The organism is Sphingomonas sp. NIC1 (genome assembly GCF_001638925.1).
Taxonomy (GTDB): Bacteria; Pseudomonadota; Alphaproteobacteria; order Sphingomonadales; family Sphingomonadaceae; genus Sphingomonas; species Sphingomonas aquatilis.
Genome location: NZ_CP015521.1, coordinates 1,877,777 through 1,893,679, shown reverse-complemented (window position 1 = coordinate 1,893,679; position 15,903 = coordinate 1,877,777). Strand labels below are relative to the sequence as shown.

13 protein-coding genes and 1 riboswitch are annotated in these 15,903 nt (G+C 68.9%); of the genes, 9 read left to right on the top strand and 4 right to left on the bottom strand.

Features of this window, described 5'->3' with window-relative positions:
- Positions 1-173: 173 nt before the first annotated feature.
- A complete protein-coding gene (locus A7E77_RS09090; RefSeq protein ID WP_063687375.1) occupies positions 174-2,099 on the bottom strand; it encodes a TonB-dependent receptor plug domain-containing protein in 1,926 nt (641 codons plus the stop codon).
- A gap of 135 nt (positions 2,100-2,234) precedes the next feature.
- Positions 2,235-2,444: riboswitch (cobalamin riboswitch) on the bottom strand.
- A gap of 154 nt (positions 2,445-2,598) precedes the next feature.
- Between A7E77_RS09090 and A7E77_RS09085 the strand changes: the two genes are divergently transcribed.
- The 4 genes from A7E77_RS09085 to A7E77_RS09070 all read left to right on the top strand — a co-directional run bounded on the left by A7E77_RS09085 (position 2,599) and on the right by A7E77_RS09070 (position 7,091).
- The gene (locus A7E77_RS09085; protein ID WP_063687374.1) at positions 2,599-3,456 is read left to right on the top strand and encodes a glucose 1-dehydrogenase; all 858 of its coding nucleotides are present in this window, start codon (positions 2,599-2,601) and stop codon (positions 3,454-3,456) included.
- A gap of 214 nt (positions 3,457-3,670) precedes the next feature.
- Positions 3,671-5,251, top strand: coding sequence for an aldehyde dehydrogenase (NADP(+)) (locus A7E77_RS09080; RefSeq protein ID WP_063687373.1), 1,581 nt, complete (start codon positions 3,671-3,673; stop codon positions 5,249-5,251).
- Positions 5,252-5,604: 353 nt separating this feature from the next.
- Positions 5,605-6,462, top strand: a complete 858-nt coding sequence (locus A7E77_RS09075; RefSeq protein WP_063687369.1) for a dienelactone hydrolase family protein — start codon at positions 5,605-5,607, stop codon at positions 6,460-6,462.
- Positions 6,463-6,473: 11 nt separating this feature from the next.
- Positions 6,474-7,091: a glutathione S-transferase family protein gene (locus A7E77_RS09070; RefSeq protein WP_063687367.1), complete on the top strand. Its 618-nt coding sequence runs from the start codon at positions 6,474-6,476 to the stop codon at positions 7,089-7,091.
- Between the two features lie 215 nt (positions 7,092-7,306).
- Here the strand turns inward: A7E77_RS09070 and A7E77_RS18465 are convergent, their stop codons facing one another.
- Positions 7,307-8,035 (bottom strand): hypothetical protein, encoded by a 729-nt coding sequence (locus A7E77_RS18465; RefSeq protein ID WP_264176989.1) that lies wholly within the window; start codon positions 8,033-8,035, stop codon positions 7,307-7,309.
- Positions 8,036-8,145: 110 nt separating this feature from the next.
- Between A7E77_RS18465 and A7E77_RS09060 the strand changes: the two genes are divergently transcribed.
- The 3 genes from A7E77_RS09060 to A7E77_RS09050 are packed head-to-tail and all read left to right on the top strand — an operon-like array spanning position 8,146 to position 11,107.
- On the top strand, positions 8,146-8,817 hold the full coding sequence (locus tag A7E77_RS09060; protein WP_063687365.1) for a response regulator transcription factor: 672 nt from the start codon (positions 8,146-8,148) through the stop codon (positions 8,815-8,817).
- Positions 8,814-10,181, top strand: coding sequence for an ATP-binding protein (locus tag A7E77_RS09055; protein WP_063687364.1), 1,368 nt, complete (start codon positions 8,814-8,816; stop codon positions 10,179-10,181). The genes A7E77_RS09060 and A7E77_RS09055 overlap by 4 nt, the downstream gene beginning before the upstream one ends.
- A gap of 59 nt (positions 10,182-10,240) precedes the next feature.
- A complete protein-coding gene (locus tag A7E77_RS09050; RefSeq protein WP_063687363.1) occupies positions 10,241-11,107 on the top strand; it encodes an SMP-30/gluconolactonase/LRE family protein in 867 nt (288 codons plus the stop codon).
- A 65-nt stretch (positions 11,108-11,172) separates the two neighbouring features.
- On the opposite strand, the gene A7E77_RS09045 is transcribed toward A7E77_RS09050, so the two are convergent.
- On the bottom strand, positions 11,173-11,850 hold the full coding sequence (locus A7E77_RS09045) for a DUF1013 domain-containing protein (protein ID WP_020486343.1): 678 nt from the start codon (positions 11,848-11,850) through the stop codon (positions 11,173-11,175).
- Between the two features lie 240 nt (positions 11,851-12,090).
- Positions 12,091-13,107 (bottom strand): NAD(P)H-quinone oxidoreductase, encoded by a 1,017-nt coding sequence (locus A7E77_RS09040; protein WP_078462258.1) that lies wholly within the window; start codon positions 13,105-13,107, stop codon positions 12,091-12,093.
- Between the two features lie 95 nt (positions 13,108-13,202).
- Here A7E77_RS09040 and A7E77_RS09035 point away from each other — a divergent pair, with 95 nt between their 5' ends.
- Complete coding sequence (locus A7E77_RS09035) at positions 13,203-13,397, top strand: DUF1192 domain-containing protein (protein ID WP_017977424.1); 195 nt, start codon at positions 13,203-13,205, stop codon at positions 13,395-13,397.
- A 134-nt stretch (positions 13,398-13,531) separates the two neighbouring features.
- On the top strand, positions 13,532-15,847 hold the full coding sequence (gene clpA / locus A7E77_RS09030) for an ATP-dependent Clp protease ATP-binding subunit ClpA (protein WP_017977423.1): 2,316 nt from the start codon (positions 13,532-13,534) through the stop codon (positions 15,845-15,847).
- The last annotated feature ends 56 nt before the right edge of the window (positions 15,848-15,903 follow it).

Here is a 15,903-nt window from a genome sequence, read left to right as displayed (position 1 = left end):
TTGCGAGACGGTAGCGGGTCTGGATTTCCGCCTTCGCGGGAATGACGGAAGGAAGGTAAGCACAGACGATAGGAGGCGACGACCCTCACCCGTCCGGCGCTGCGCGCCTCCCTCCCTCTCCCATCGGGAGAGGGAAGAGCCGGCAACACCGGTGTAGGGTGAGGGCATCCGCATCAGTCCAGCTTCACGCGGACGCCGCCATAGGCCGCGCGGCCGTAGGTGCCGTATTCGGCGACCGTCTGGTAGCGCGCGTCGGTGACGTTATCGATGCGGCCGTAGATCGACAGGCGATCCCCGATCGGCAGTTCGGCGCGGACGCTGGCCAGCGCATAGCCGTCGACACGCACGCGGCTGCCGTAGCTGTCACTGTCGAAGCTGTCGCCGACGATCTGCACGGTGCCACCGATACCCAGGCCGAACGGCAGGCGATAGTCGACGACGAACGCCGCGGTTTCCTTGGGCCGGCGCAGCAGATCGGTGCGGAAGGCGGTGCCGGGCGTGCGGTTTTCGGCATCGATGTACGACACATTGGCCGAGACGGTCAGCGCATCGACCGGACGCAGGCCGATCGCGAACTCCACGCCCTCGGCATGGGTGCGCTGGATGTTGTCATAGACGCCGAACGGGCGGTTGACGCAGATCGAGCCGGTGGTGGTCTGCTCGGCGCCCGAGCAGCCGCGGAAGCTGATCTGGTTTCGCGTGTCGCGGTTGAAGTAGGTCGCCGAGACGCGGGCGCGGCCGTCGAGCAGCGCCTGTTCGATGCCGGCATCCCAGTTGCGCGCGGTTTCCGGATCGAGGCGCGTGTTCCCGTACGGGCTGTAGAGCTGGTAAAGGGTCGGCGCCTTGAAACCTTCGCCATAGCTCGCCCGCAGCGTCGTACCGGTGCGCAGCGCCAGCGCAGCGTCGGCGCCGAAGGTGGTGTGGTTGCCGAACGTCTCATGGTCGTCGTTGCGGACGCCGCCGGTCAGGGTCAGCGCGTCGAACGGCTTCACGATCGCTTCGCCATAGACGCTGGTGATGCCGACTGAGCGGCGCAGGCTCGAATCGCGGTAGCGGCTGTCTTCATGTTCGACGCCGGCGACGATGCGGACCTGATCGATCGGCTGGTAATCGCCCTGATATTCGTAGCGTTCCGAGCGGCCGCGGAACGGCGACGGCGTGGCGCCGGGCTTGGCATAGGTGTCGCGATTGATGTCGGCGATGGTGAAGGCGACGCGGTTGCGGAACGTGCCAAAATTGGCGTGCAGGCCGGCATAGCCGTACAGTTCGTTCGCGGTCGAGAAGCTGGGGTCGTCGGCGAGGATGTAGTTCGGCGCAGGATAGCCGTCGGTCTGCGTCTTGCTGTCGGCCCAATAGCCGCGCAGGTCGAGGCCGATGCCGTCGGTGAAGTCGACGCCCAGGCGGCCGGTCGCGCCATATTGGCGATAGCCGTCACGCTCGGTGCCGTTGGCCGCGGCCGAGATGCCGTCGCTGCGCAGATAGCCGCCGGTCAGCGCGCCGGAGATCGCGCCGCTGCGACCCGAGATGCCGCCTTGCGCGTAAAGGCTGTCGGCATAGCCATATTCGGCGCTGGCACGCGCCTTCAGCCGCTCGGTCGGTTCTTCGGTGATGACGTTGACGACGCCGCCGATCGCCTGGCTGCCCCAGGGGACCGAATTGGGGCCGCGCAGCACTTCGATGCGCTGGACGCTGGCCGACAGCAGATTGGCGAAATCGAAGCCGCCGCCGGGCGACGAGGGATCGTTGACGCGCACGCCGTCGATCACGACCAACGTCTGTTCCGCCTCGGCGCCGCGCAGGCGCACGCCAGTGAAGCCGCCCAGGCTGCCGTTGCGCGTCACGGTGACACCGGGGGTGGTCGACAGCAGATCGGCGACCGACACGGTCTGGCGGCGATCAATCTCGTCGCGGGTGATGACGGTCACGGCCTGGCCGACTTCGGCCGCAGGCTGGGCGACGCGGGTCGCGGTGACGACGATGTCGTCGCTGTTGGCAGGATCGGCGGTCGGCGCGATTTGCGCGGCGGCGGGCGCGGCGAGCAGCAGGCCTAGCGTCAACAGCGACGGACGGACAACGGACACAGATAGGCGAACAGTCATTGGGCACACCCCTTATGACCGCACGCGACGGATCGCGCGCGGCGGCCTTTTTGACCGCGCGCGACCATTCGCGCACGGCGGATGTCGCTCGCATCGAGGGGGTTCCCTCGTCCGCCCGGTACACCCCGTCCGCGCGAAGGATCGACGGCGAAAGGCAGGTCTCCTGGCTTCCGGGTCGTAGCCTGTGTCCCCGCCTTCCCAGCATCCCGATGGGGCACCAGTGGCTTGATGGGGACCGGCTCGCCGGTCACAGTTGCGGGGGCAGCGCCGGATCCGCGCCTCCCGTTGCGCATCCCGGCTTCCCTTTTGACCCCGTCTCCGGGGACCTTTCACGGCCCGGCCCTTACGGTCAGACGGGCCGAGGCGTCAATGCCGCGCCGCCGCGGTGTCGGTGTCGGTGTCAGTGTCGGTGTTGGTATCGGGGCGACTTCATTGATCCAGGTTGATGTGCCGGAACGGGTAAGCACGCGATCGGTTGGCCGGAGCGAAGGAGTGCCCCATGACCGATTACCCCACCCCGCCCTATCCCGAACAGCAGCAGGCGATCCCCGGCCGTACCGAGGCGATGGACCCGCGCCCCGACCATGGCGAATCGAGCTACAAGGGCTCAGGGCGCCTTGCCGGCAAGAAGACGATCGTCACCGGCGGCGACAGCGGCATCGGCCGCGCGGTCGCCCTGGCCTTTGCGCGCGAGGGCGCCGACGTGCTGATCGCCTATCTCGACGAACATGACGACGCCGAGGCGACCAAGGCGCTGGTCGAGGCGGAGGGCCAGCAGGCGGTGCTGGTCGCGGGCGACCTGTCGCAGCCCGACCAGTGCCGCACCGTGATCGCCAAGGCGGTGGAGGCGCTCGGCCGGATCGACGTGCTGGTCAACAATGCCGCGCACCAGCGCAGCTTCGAGACGCTGGAAGATATCGCCGACGAGGAATGGCAGCTGACCTTCGCCACCAACATCCATGCCATGTTCTATCTGTCGAAGGCCGCGGTCGCGCACATGGGCGAAGGCGCATCGATCATCAACACGACATCGATCAACGCGCAGGACCCCAACCAGCAATTGCTCGCCTATGCGACGACGAAGGGCGCGATCTACAATTTCACCTCCGGCCTGGGGCAGATGCTCGCGGAGCGGAAGATCCGCGTGAACGCCGTCGCGCCGGGGCCGGTGTGGACGCCGCTGATCCCGTCGACGATGCCGCCGGAAGCGGTGAAGACGTTCGGCGAGAACACGCCGCTCGGCCGCGCTGCGCAACCGGCGGAGCTGGCGCCCGCCTATGTGCTGCTGGCGAGCGATGAATCGAGCTATATCACGGGCGCGACGATCCCCGTGACGGGCGGGCGGGCGTTTTTGTAAACGCTGCCCATTCACACCACCCCCGTTCGCCCTGAGCCTGTCGAAGGGCGCGTTGCCACAGGAGACGGCGCGCATTTGGCAACCCGTGCTTCGACACGCTCAGCACGAACGGGTGGTGGGGAATGGGTAGCGACTCCCGAACAATCGGTCATTGTCCGCAGCGTCGTGCCGCCCTACAATTAGTCAGACATTATCTTCGATACGAGGCACATCCATGATCGACGGCGCCCTGCTGATCGGCGGCGACACTCGCCAGGCCGAGACCCGTTTCACCGCGGTCAACCCTGCGACCGGCGAGACGCTGACCCCCGATTTCTCGTCGGCGGGTGCCGATGCAGTGGCGGAGGCGTGTGCGCTGGCCGATGCCGCCTTCCCCGCCTTTGCCGCGACCGATCCCGAGACGCGCGCCGCGTTCCTCGAGCGGATCGCCGACAACATCGTGGGACTCGGCGATGACCTGATCGTGCGCGCGATGGCGGAAAGCGGCCTGCCGCGCATGCGGCTGGAGGGCGAGCGCGGGCGGACCGTCGGCCAGCTGAAGCTGTTCGCGGGCGTGGTGCGCCAAGGTGATTTCCTCGACGCGACGATCGATCCGGCGATGCCGGACCGTGCGCCGCTGCCGCGCCCCGACCTGCGTCGCGTCAATGTCGCGATCGGGCCGGTCGCGGTGTTCGGCGCATCGAATTTCCCGCTCGCCTTCTCGGTCGCGGGCGGCGACACCGCCTCGGCGCTCGCTGCGGGCTGCCCGGTGGTGGTGAAGGGCCATCCGGCGCACCCGGGCACCGGCGAACTGGTCGCGCGGGCGATCGCCCAAGCGGTGAAGGACAGTGGCCTGCCCGCGGGAGTCTTCTCCTACCTGCCCGGCGAAACGAACGAACTGGGGGCTGCGCTGGTGCGCGATCCGCGTATCCAGGCGGTGGGCTTCACCGGATCGCGTGGCGGGGGCCTCGCGCTGGTCCGCATCGCCGCCGAGCGTGAGGAACCGATCCCGGTCTATGCCGAAATGTCGAGCATCAACCCGGTCGTGCTGTTCCCCGCCGCGCTCGCCGCACGGGGCGAGGCGCTGGGCAAGGAATTCGTCGCGTCGCTGACGATGGGCGCGGGCCAGTTCTGCACCAACCCCGGTCTGGTGCTGGCGATCGACGGCCCCGATCTCGATGCGTTCATCGCCTCTGCCGCGGCGGCGATGACCGACGCGGCACCGGCGACGATGCTGACGCCGGGCATCCATGCGAGCTTCGAACAGGGCGTCGATGCGCTTGCCGGCCATGATGCGGTGAAGACCGTCGCGCGCGGCAAGGTGGGCGATGGCGTCAACCAGGCGGTCGGCGCGATCTTCGACACGACGGCCGAGGCGTTCCTGGCCGACCACGCGCTGAGCCATGAGGTATTCGGATCGTCGTCGGTCGTCGTGCGCTGCCGCGACATGGCGGAGATCGCGCGCGTCATCGCCGGACTGGAAGGCCAGTTGACCGCGACGCTGCAGATGGACGCCGCCGACGAGGCCGATGCCGTGCGGCTCGTGCCGGTGATCGCGCGCCGCGTGGGTCGCATCCTCGCCAATGGCTGGCCGACGGGTGTCGAGGTCGCGCCGGCGATGGTGCATGGCGGCCCCTTCCCGGCGACGAGCGACGGGCGCACGACGTCGGTCGGTACGCTCGCCATCGCGCGCTATCTGCGGCCGGTGTGTTTCCAGAATTTGGCACCGGCGCTGCTGCCGAAGGCGCTGGACGACGCCAATCCGTGGGGCATCGCGCGGCGGCTAGACGGCAAGCGTGAGGCGAGCCCGCGTTAAGGGTTGCTCCCCTTCCGTCACCCCGGACTTGGTCCGGGGTCCACTCTGCGGCGAGGGGGTTGGTTTGAGGATCCTGCCATCCCCTTGCGGCCCGGTGGACCCCGGAACAAGTCCGGGGTGACGGGGTGGGTGGGGGCGATCGTCGGCCGCCCCACCACCGTCATCCCCGCTGAGGCGGGGATCCAGAACCTCTGACGTCCGCGATGGAATCGGAACGGTAGCGCGTCTGGATTCCCGCCTGCGCGGGAATGACGGCGGTGGTGGGCGGGGCAAAGGTCTTTGGCCACACGCTTTTCCGGCTGGAGCCACGGCCCGCACTCGATTAGCCTCCCCACAACATCAGGAGAGGCCGCATGTGCGACGAGATCACCGAAGCCGATAACGCCACCCATCTCACCCGCCGCCAATTGGGCGCGTCTGCCGGTGCGGTGGGCATGGCGGCGCTGCTGCCGACCTCGGCCGACGCCAAACCCGTGAAGGGCCGCGACGTCACGATCACGACGCCCGACGGGCAATGCGACGCCTATTTCACCGCGCCGGCCAGCGGCAAGCATCCGGGCGTGCTGATGTGGCCGGACATCATGGGGCTGCGGCCTGCGTTCCGGCAGATGGCGGACCGGTTGGCGGGCGAAGGCTATGCGGTGCTGGTCGTCAATCAATTCTACCGGTCGACCAAGTCGCCGATCGTCCAGCCCGGCGAATCGTTCGACCAGCCCGCGGTGCGCGACAAGATCATGCCGTGGCGTGCGGCGCTGACCGCGGACGCGGTGACGCGCGACGGGACGACCTTCGTCACCTTCCTCGACAAGCAGAAGGAGGTCGACACCAAGCGGCCCATCGGTAGCGCGGGCTATTGCATGGGCGGGCCGATGGTGCTGCGCACCGCCGCCGCGGTGCCGAACCGCGTGCATGCGGGCGCATCCTTCCATGGCGCCGGCCTCGTCAGCGAGGCGGCGGACAGCCCGCACCGGCTGATCCCGAAGCTCGCCGGCGGCTATCTGATCGCGATCGCCAGCAACGACGATGCCCGCAGCCCCAACGACAAGACCGTGCTGCGCGACGCCTTCGCCGCGGCGAAGCGCCCGGCGGAGATCCAGGTCTATGCCGACGCGATGCACGGCTGGTGCGTCATCGACAGCAAGGTCTACAACCAGCCGCAGGCCGAACGCGCCTGGGGCCGGATGCTCGACCTGTTCTGCAAGCAGCTCTGAAGGAACGCCCGATGCCCGCCGATCTGACGCTCTACACCAACCCGATGTCGCGCGGCCGGATCGCGCGCTGGATGCTCGAGGAAACCGGCGCGCCTTATGACGTCGTGCTGCTCGATTATGCGACGACGATGAAGGCCGAACCGTATCTGTCGATCAACCCGATGGCCAAGGTGCCCGCGATCGTTCATCGCGGCCATGTGGTGACCGAAGGCGCGGCGATCTGCGCCTATTGCGCCGACGCCTTTCCGGACGCCGGGCTGGCACCGACCGACGACGAGCGCGCGGATTACTACCGCTGGCTGTTCTTCGCCGCGGGGCCGGCGGAGCAGGCGATCACCAACCGATCGATGGGCGTCGCGCCGACCGCGGAGCAGCAGCGGATGGCGGGATACGGCAATTACGATCGCATGGTCGACGTGCTGGAGCGCGCGGTCGCGGCACATCCGTACATCGCCGGCGATCGGTTCACCGCGGCGGACGTCTATGTCGGGGCGCAGGTGATATGGGGGCTGCAATTCGGGTCGCTGCCCAAGCGCACGGCGTTCGAGGAATATGCGGGCCGGTTGGCAAGCCGCGAGGCGCTGATCCGCGCGGCGGCGCTGGACGATGCGGCGGTCGCCGCGGGGTAGAGCCGCCTGGGGTTCGCGTGGCGGCGGTTTGGTCACGCGAAGACGCTAAGACGCGAAGGGGGCGTGCCTGCCGCACGCGCGGCCGTTTCCGTCATGATCCGATGGGCAGGGTCGAGCGTAGCCTGGAACGCGCCATCGTCGCGTCTTCGCGTCTTTGCGTCTTTGCGTGACCATAGGAAAAGCCGGCCACCCATCAGGGCAGCCGGCTCGTCAGATCAGCGCGCCGGAGCGGCGGGCGGCGGCGCGGTAGGGGCGCCTGCCGCGGGGGCCGGCGGACGGGCGCCTGCGGGCGGCGGCACCGGGGCGCCGGCGGCCGGCGGAGCGCCCGCTGCACCCGGCGGCGGCGGCGGGGCGACACCGTTCGCGCCGGCAGGGGGCGGCGGCGGCGGTGCGCCGGTCGGACCCGCTCCGGCAGGGCCAGCGCCGGGCGGCGGCGGCGGGGGCGCACCGGCGGGGCCGGCACCCGGCGGGGGCGGCGGAGGACCGGCAGTGCCGGCACCCGGAGGCGGGGGCGGCACGCCGGGGCCGTGCGGCGGATGCGCCGGGCCGACCGCCTCGACCGCACCATTCGGGCCGACGAGGAATTGTGCCCGCAACTGGCCCTGGTCGTAGCGGCCCTGCACCATCACCGGCGCGCCGGTGGTGAGGTTGCTCGCGCCATCGGGTCCGGCGTCGATCATCGCGCGACCGCTGCCGTCCTGCACGACGATGCGGTTGCCGAACACCTCGGCGACGCGGCCCTTCACCGTGACGATGCCGCTGCTCGAGGCGAGCTTGGCGATCGGCGTGGCGACGGTCGGCGCCATTTCGATCGACGGCCGCGTCATTGCCATCGCGCCGGCGCCGCCAGCGCTTGCAGCGAGCACCACCACTGCGCCCAGCGCCGCCCATTGGCGATGCTCCAGCGTCAGTTTTTCCTTCATACGCTTCGTGAACCTACCCATCTGTCGTCTCCTTGGGGGTCGATGAGGGGGTTCTACCGATTCGCAGCCGACGCCCGCTGAACCATGCGGTTCAGTTTCGGTTTAGGCAGGGGCCATAGGTGACGGGTGTCATGCGGATATTGCTGGTCGAGGACGACGACGAACTGGGCCCGGCGATTGCGCGCGCGCTGCGGGCAGAGCATTGCGCGGTCGACCTGATCGCCGACGGCATCGACGCGGCGCACCTGGGCGAGACCGAGGCCTATGACGCGGCCGTCCTGGATCTGGGCCTGTCCGGCAAGGACGGCATCACGGTGCTGCGCGAATGGCGGGCGGCGGGGCGCGCGCTGCCGGTACTGATCCTGACCGCGCGCGACGGCTGGTCGGACAAGGTGGCGGGGTTCAAGGCGGGCGCCGACGATTATTTGGTGAAGCCATTCCGCGTCGAAGAGCTGATGATGCGGCTGCGCGCGCTGGTCCGTCGCGCTGCGGGGCACGCGCAGCCGGTGCTGACCTGCGGGCCCTTGTCGTTCGATACGCAGATCGGGCATTTCGAGCTCGACGGCCTGCCGCTGAAGCTGACCGCGTTCGAATGGCGCGTGCTGTCGGCCCTCATGCTGCGCAAGGAGGCGGTGATCGAGCGGCTCGACCTGCTGGAGCGCGTCTACGAAGGTGACGCCGATGTCGATTCGAACAGCCTGGAGGTGATCGTTGGCCGGCTGCGTCGCAAGATCGGCGCCGACCGGATCGAGACGATCCGCGGGCGCGGGTATCGGCTGACGTGCGGGGGTGCCGGATCATGATGCCGCGATCGTTGCAGGGGCGGATGCTGCTGCTGTCGGCGGTGGCGATCCTGGCGGCGCTGGGCATCGCCGGCTGGGCGATCGCGGGCGTGCTGGAGCGCGTCGTCACCGAAGGCATCGACCGGCGGCTGGATGCCGAAATCGCGCTGATGGCGAGCGTCGTCGATGGCGACGGCCGGGTCGATCGCGCGGCGCTGGCGCAGCGGCAGGGGGCGCTGGACGCGGGGCGCGACTGGTTGTGGCGGATCGAGGCACCGGGTGGTGCCATCGGCTCGACCGACCGGTTCGTGCCCCGGCCCGATGCGGCACGACCCGGCCCGCGCCTGCCGGGACCGCCCGGTCCGCCACCACCGGGCGCGGCGCCGCTACCGGATGCGGGGCCGCAGGGCGTGGACGGCACCGATGCCAGCGGCGCGCGCCTGCATGCGCGACGGCTGGTGCTGACGACGCGTAGCGGCCCGGTGACGCTGTTCGCCGCCGCACCGCGCGGGGTGATCGCACGACCGCTGCGCGAGGCGCTGGTGCCGTTGCTCGCCGCGCTGGCGATCCTCGCCGGACTGCTCGCGACGGCGACCTTGGTGCAGCTGCGGCTGGGGTTGAAGCCGCTCGCCCGGCTGCGCGCGCAGCTCGCGGCGATACGAGCCGGTGAAGCGGAGCGGGTCGATGAGGACCAGCCCGTCGAGCTGCAGGGCCTCGCCGCCGAACTCAATGCGCTCGCCGCGGACCGCGCGCAGGCGCTTGCCACCGCGCGCCAGGCCGCGGCCAATCTCGGCCATGCGCTCAAGACGCCGGTCGCGACGCTGGCGTTGCGGCTCCGCGCAGATGCGGAGGGAGCCGCGCAGGTCGAGCGGATCGACGCGACGATCCGCCATCACCTCGCCCGCGCCCGTGCCGGTGTGGTCGATACGCGCGCCAGCACCGCGGTGCGCCCCGCGGTGGATGATCTGGTGCAGGCGATCGGGCGGCTGCACGGGATGCGCGGCCTGGCGATCACCGCCGACGTCCGCGGCGATCCGGTCGCGGCGATCGAGCCGCAGGATTTCGATGAACTGCTCGGCAACCTGCTCGATAATGCTGCGCAGCATGCCCGCAGCATGGTGCAAGCGTCCGCGTCGCTCGACCCGGCGGATGCGCGGCGGCTGGTGCTGACCGTCACCGACGACGGCCCCGGCATTCCCGAAGAAGAGCGCAGCCGCGTCACCCAGGCGGGCGTGCGGCTGGACGAACGCGGCGAAGGCCATGGCTTCGGCCTGGCGATCGTGCGCGAACTCGCCAGCCTGCATGGCGGCGCGTTGACGCTGGATGCCCGCGAGGGCGGCGGCCTCGTCGCGCAGGTCACCCTGCCGGCGCGCGCATTTGTCTGACTAGACGCCGGCCCCGCGAGCGGGAATGGTGCGCGGGACAGACGAGAGGATGATTCCCGATGCGCCATGATGTTCGATCCGTCCTGCCGGTCCAGGCGACGCTGGGCGAGGGCCCGGTGTGGATCGGCCGCGACGCCGCCCTGTGGTTCGTCGACATCAAGCAGCGCCACGTCCACCGCTTCGATCCGGCGACCGGCACCGCGCATCGCTGGGACGCGCCCGAACAGGTCGGCTGGGTGCTGCCCTCCGCGGACGGCGGCATGATCGCCGGGTTGCAGAGCGGCCTGTATCGCTTCGATCCCGCCGACGGCACCTTCCGCCCGCATGCCACGCCCGATGGCCATCCGACGCACAACCGGCTGAACGATGCGGCGACCGATTCGCACGGCCGCATCTGGTTCGGGACGATGGACGATGGCGAGAGCGCCGATACCGGCCGGCTGTTCGCGCATCACGGCGGCGCGATCCGATGCAGCGGGCTGCCGGCGGTGACGATCACCAACGGGCCGGCCGTGCATGGATCGACGCTCTACCACACCGATACGCTGGGCAAGACGATCTGGCGCGCGGCAATCCGCGACGACGGCACGCTGGGGCCGGAAGAGCGCTTCGTCACGATCGAAGAGGGGGCGGGCTGGCCCGACGGTTCGGTTGCGGACGCGGACGGGTGCCTGTGGGTCGCTTTGTGGGGCGGCTGGGGCGTGCGCCGCTACGATCCAGCGGGCCAGCTGATGGGGACGGTGCGGCTACCCGCGTCGAACATCACCAAGATCGCGTTCGGCGGACCCGATTTGCGCACGGCCTATGCGACGAGCGCACGCAAGGGGCTGGACGCGGCGGCGCTGGCCGAGCAGCCCGAGGCGGGGAACTTGTTCGCCTTCGATCCGGGCGTGGCGGGCGTCGCGGTGACGCCCGCGGTGGTGTGAGGGGGTTCAGAGCGAACCGCCTAACATATCGTCACCCCGGGCTCGACCCGGGGTGACGGGCTAGATCAGCGCTTGAACGGGTCCTGGAACAGCGCCTGGGCGGCCGCTGCCGGATCGTTGTCGTAGGAATCGACCTCGCGGTTCGCCGCGTCGCGCTCGGCGCGCAGCGACGCGATCAGCGCCTCGCGATCGCCTTCCAGGCGGGTGTCGGCCGGGGCGGCTTCGCCCGTGCCCTTCGATGCCTTGGCGACCGCGGCGTCGAGTTCGCGCTGCGTCGTCAGACCCAGCGTCACCGGATCCTTGGGCGTGATGTTGGCGATGTTCCAATGGCTGCGGTCGCGGATCGCCGCGATCGTCGTGCGGGTGGTGCCGATCAGGTTGCTGATCGCGCCATCGGTGATTTCCGGATGGTTGCGGATGATCCAGGCGATGCCGTCCGGCTTGTCCTGACGCTTCGACACCGGCGTGTAGCGCGGCCCCTTGGTGCGGCGGACCTGCTCGGGGCCCTTGATCATCTTCAGGCGATAGGCGGGATCGGCCTGGCCCTTGTCGATCTCGTCCTGCGTCAGCTCGTGCGCACGCACCGGATCGCGGCCGGTCAGCTTGGTCGCGGCGGTATCGTCGGCGATCGCCTGCACTTCGAGGATGTGGAGACCGCAGAAGTCCGCGATCTGGTCGAACGACAGCGAGGTGTTGTCGACCAGCCAGGAAGCGGTCGCATGGGGCATGAGCGGCTGGGCCACGGGAAAACTCCGTCGGAAATAAATAGGGCCGCCCCATCCGGAGCGGCCTGCTGCACCCTTCGATGTACGGTACGCGCACGCGAAGGGCAAGGCGTGTGGTGGAATTGCGCGGTTTTCTCCCCGTCATCCCGGCCTTGAGCCGGGATCCCGCTTCTTCCTCTCGCGGCAGTAAAAGCGGGACCCCGGATCAAGTCCGGGGTGACGGGGGCCTTACGTCTGGGGCGTCCATGTGCAGCCGCCTCACACCGTCAGCACGATCTTGCCCACATGATCGCCCTCTTCCAACCGCGCATGCGCCGCGGGGGCGTCGGCCAGCGGGAAGACCTTGTCGATCACAGGCCGCAGGCGGCCCGCCTCGACGTGCGGCCAGACGGTGCGCGCGATCTCGTCGGCGACCAGCGTCTTGAACGCGGTGTCGCGTGGGCGCAGCGTCGATCCGGTCAGCGTCAGGCGGCGGCGCATGATCTCGAAGATCGGGATCGTCGCGGTCGGGCCGCCCTGTACCGCGATCGAGACGTGGCGGCCATCGTCGGCGAGGCATTGGAGGTTGCGTGGCACATAGTCGCCGCCGACCATGTCGATGACCGCGGTGACGCCCTTGCCGTCGGTGATCGCCTTCACGCGCTCGACGAAATCTTCGGTCTTGTAGTTGATCGCATGCGCCGCGCCGAGTTCGAGCGCGCGGGCGCATTTGGCGTCCGATCCGGCGGTGACGATGATCGTCATCCCGAACAGCTGACCTAGAGCGATCGCCATCGTGCCGATACCGCTGGTGCCGCCATGGACCAGCACGCTGTCGCCCTCGGTCGCAAAGGCGCGTTCGAACAGGTTCGTCCACACGGTGAACAGCGTTTCGGGGATCGCCGCGGCATGGACCATATCGAGCCCGTGCGGCACCGGCAGGCACTGGCCCGCGGGTGCGACCGCATATTCGGCATAGCCGCCGCCTGCGATCAGCGCGCAGACCGGCTGGCCGATCATCGTATCCTCGACGCCCTCGCCCACGGCGACGACGGTGCCGGAAACCTCCAGCCCCATGATCGACGGCGCGCCCGGCGGCGGCGGATAGCCGCCCTTGCGCTGGAGTACGTCGGGGCGGTTCACCCCGGCGGCAGCGACGCGGATCAGCACCTCGCCCGATTGCGGCTGCGGCACCGGGCGTTCCACCAGCCGCAGCACCTCCGGCCCGCCATGCGCCTCTGGATCGATCGCCTGCATCGTCGCGGGGATCGTTGCCCCGTGCTGCCGTTCGTCCATCCGCCCATCCTGTCCCTGTTGCCCGCCGCAAACGCGGCGCGCGCCCTATGGTACCTTATTGACATCGCACCGGCGGGGGTCAACGTTAGCGCTTCATGGATATGGACGACGCCCCCTCCCGTCCCGACGACGCCCTCGGCCTGCTGCTGCGGCAGGACCTCGACCCGCTGTCGGTCGCCGAGCTGGAGGCGCGCATTGCCGCGCTGGAGGGCGAGATCGCGCGCACCCGGCGGCATATCGAACGCTCCGTTAACCATCGCGCAAGCGCCGACGCGCTATTCCGGCGATGAGCGACGCGCGCACCGGATCGGGTTCCCGCCAGCCCCGCCCGGTGTGCCGCCCGCCGCTTGATGCACGGCCCAACGATACCGACATAGGTGGAAAGGGCCGGGCATCACGATCCGGTCCGACTGGAGTAAGCTGAATGCCATCCTTCGCCCCCGCGCTCGAGACCACGCTGCACAAGGCGCTCGAGGCCGCGTCCTCGCGGCGGCACGAATATGCGACGCTCGAGCATTTGTTGCTCGCGCTGATCGCCGACGAACATGCATCCCAGGTCATGGAGGCGTGCCACGTCAACCTCGGCGACCTGAAGACCACCGTCGCGCATTACCTCGACACCGAACTCGATGCGCTGAAGGTCGACACCGCGACCGATCCGTCGCCGACCAGCGGCTTCCAACGCGTCGTCCAGCGCGCGATCCTGCACGTCCAGTCGTCGGGCCGTGACGAAGTGACCGGCGCCAACGTGCTCGTCGCTCTGTTCAGCGAGCGCGAGAGCTACGCCGTCTATTTCCTGCAGCAGCAGGACATGAGCCGCCTGGATGCCGTCAGCTTCATCAGCCACGGCGTCGGCAAGGGCGGTGCGCAGACCGAAGCCTCCACCCCCAAGGGCGCCGAAGAGGAAAAGCCGGCAAAGGGCCAGGACAAGGGCAAGAGCGAAAGCGCGCTCAAGCAGTTCACCGTCGACCTCAACGAAAAGGCGAAGATCGGCAAGGTCGATCCGCTGATCGGTCGCGGGCCGGAGGTGGATCGCACGATCCAGATCCTGTGCCGCCGCAGCAAGAACAACCCGCTGTACGTGGGCGATCCCGGCGTCGGCAAGACCGCGATCGCGGAAGGCCTGGCGCGCAAGATCGTCGAGGGCGAGGTGCCCGACGTGCTGAAGGAAGCCGTCATCTACAGCCTCGACATGGGCGCGCTGCTCGCCGGCACGCGCTATCGCGGCGACTTCGAGGAGCGGCTGAAGGCGGTCGTCAACGAACTCGAAAAGCTGCCGCATGCGGTGCTGTTCATCGACGAGATCCATACGGTGATCGGTGCGGGCGCGACAAGCGGCGGCGCGATGGACGCGTCGAACCTGCTGAAGCCCGCGCTGTCGGGCGGTTCGATCCGCTGCATCGGTTCGACGACGTACAAGGAATTCCGCAACCACTTCGAAAAGGATCGCGCGCTGCTGCGCCGGTTCCAGAAGATCGACGTCAACGAACCGACGATCGAGGATACGATCAAGATCCTCGCCGGGTTGCGCTCGGCGTTCGAGGACCATCATTCGGTCAAGTACACGCCCGACGCGATCAAGTCGGCGGTGGAACTCAGCGCGCGCTACATCAACGACCGCAAGCTGCCTGACAAGGCGATCGACGTGATCGACGAAGTCGGCGCGATGCAGATGCTGGTGCCCGCGAACAAGCGCAAGAAGACGATCACCGCCAAGGAGATCGAAGCGGTGATCGCGACGATGGCGCGCATCCCGCCGAAGTCGGTCAGCACCGACGATCGCGCCGCACTGGAAAGCCTGGAGACGGACCTGAAGCGCGTCGTGTTCGGCCAGAATGCGGCGATCGAGAAGCTGTCGGCGGCGATCAAGCTCAGCCGTGCCGGCCTGCGCGATCCCGAAAAGCCGATCGGCAACTATCTGTTCACCGGCCCCACCGGCGTCGGCAAGACCGAAGTCGCCAAGCAGCTGTCGTCGATCCTGGGCATCCCGCTCCAGCGGTTCGACATGTCCGAATATATGGAGCGGCATTCGGTCAGCCGGCTGATCGGCGCGCCCCCGGGCTATGTCGGCTTCGATCAAGGCGGCCTGCTGACCGATGCGGTCGACCAGAACCCGCATTGCGTGCTGCTGCTCGACGAGATCGAGAAGGCGCATCCCGACCTGTTCAACATCCTGCTGCAGGTGATGGACAATGGCCGCCTGACCGACCAGCACGGCAAGACGGTCGATTTCCGCAACGTGATCCTGATCATGACCACCAATGCGGGCGCCGCCGACATGGCGCGCGAGACGGTGGGCTTCGGCAATTTGACCCGCGAGGGCGAGGACGAGCAGGCGGTGCAGAAGATGTTCTCGCCGGAGTTCCGCAACCGGCTGGATGCGATCGTGCCGTTCGGTTACCTGCCGCCGGAAGTCGTCGCGCGCGTCGTCGACAAGTTCATCCTGCAGCTCGAACTCCAGCTCGCCGACCGCAACGTCCACATCAACCTGGACGATGCCGCCAAGTCGTGGCTCACCGAAAAGGGCTATGACAAATTGTACGGCGCGCGTCCGATGGGCCGCCTGATCCAGGAAAAGATCAAGCAGCCGCTCGCCGAGGAACTGCTGTTCGGCAAGCTGGTCCACGGCGGCGAGGTGACGGTGAAGATGAAGGACGGCGCGTTGTCGTTCGCGATCGAGCCCGCCGCGCCGAAGAAGCCGCGCAAGAAGGGCAAGGCGGAACCCGTCGACGCCAAGTAACCGCGACCAAGCGCAACTGCCTCCGAAACGGATCGGATCCACCCGGATCCGGTCCG

Coding starts and splice junctions, on each gene's coding strand:
- A7E77_RS09090 (WP_063687375.1), bottom strand. CDS start 2,099: ATGACTGTTCGCCTATCTGTGTCCGTTGTCCGTCCGTCGCTGTTGACG.
- A7E77_RS09085 (WP_063687374.1), top strand. CDS start 2,599: ATGACCGATTACCCCACCCCGCCCTATCCCGAACAGCAGCAGGCGATC.
- A7E77_RS09080 (WP_063687373.1), top strand. CDS start 3,671: ATGATCGACGGCGCCCTGCTGATCGGCGGCGACACTCGCCAGGCCGAG.
- A7E77_RS09075 (WP_063687369.1), top strand. CDS start 5,605: ATGTGCGACGAGATCACCGAAGCCGATAACGCCACCCATCTCACCCGC.
- A7E77_RS09070 (WP_063687367.1), top strand. CDS start 6,474: ATGCCCGCCGATCTGACGCTCTACACCAACCCGATGTCGCGCGGCCGG.
- A7E77_RS18465 (WP_264176989.1), bottom strand. CDS start 8,035: ATGGGTAGGTTCACGAAGCGTATGAAGGAAAAACTGACGCTGGAGCAT.
- A7E77_RS09060 (WP_063687365.1), top strand. CDS start 8,146: ATGCGGATATTGCTGGTCGAGGACGACGACGAACTGGGCCCGGCGATT.
- A7E77_RS09055 (WP_063687364.1), top strand. CDS start 8,814: ATGATGCCGCGATCGTTGCAGGGGCGGATGCTGCTGCTGTCGGCGGTG.
- A7E77_RS09050 (WP_063687363.1), top strand. CDS start 10,241: ATGCGCCATGATGTTCGATCCGTCCTGCCGGTCCAGGCGACGCTGGGC.
- A7E77_RS09040 (WP_078462258.1), bottom strand. CDS start 13,107: ATGGACGAACGGCAGCACGGGGCAACGATCCCCGCGACGATGCAGGCG.
- A7E77_RS09035 (WP_017977424.1), top strand. CDS start 13,203: ATGGATATGGACGACGCCCCCTCCCGTCCCGACGACGCCCTCGGCCTG.
- clpA (WP_017977423.1), top strand. CDS start 13,532: ATGCCATCCTTCGCCCCCGCGCTCGAGACCACGCTGCACAAGGCGCTC.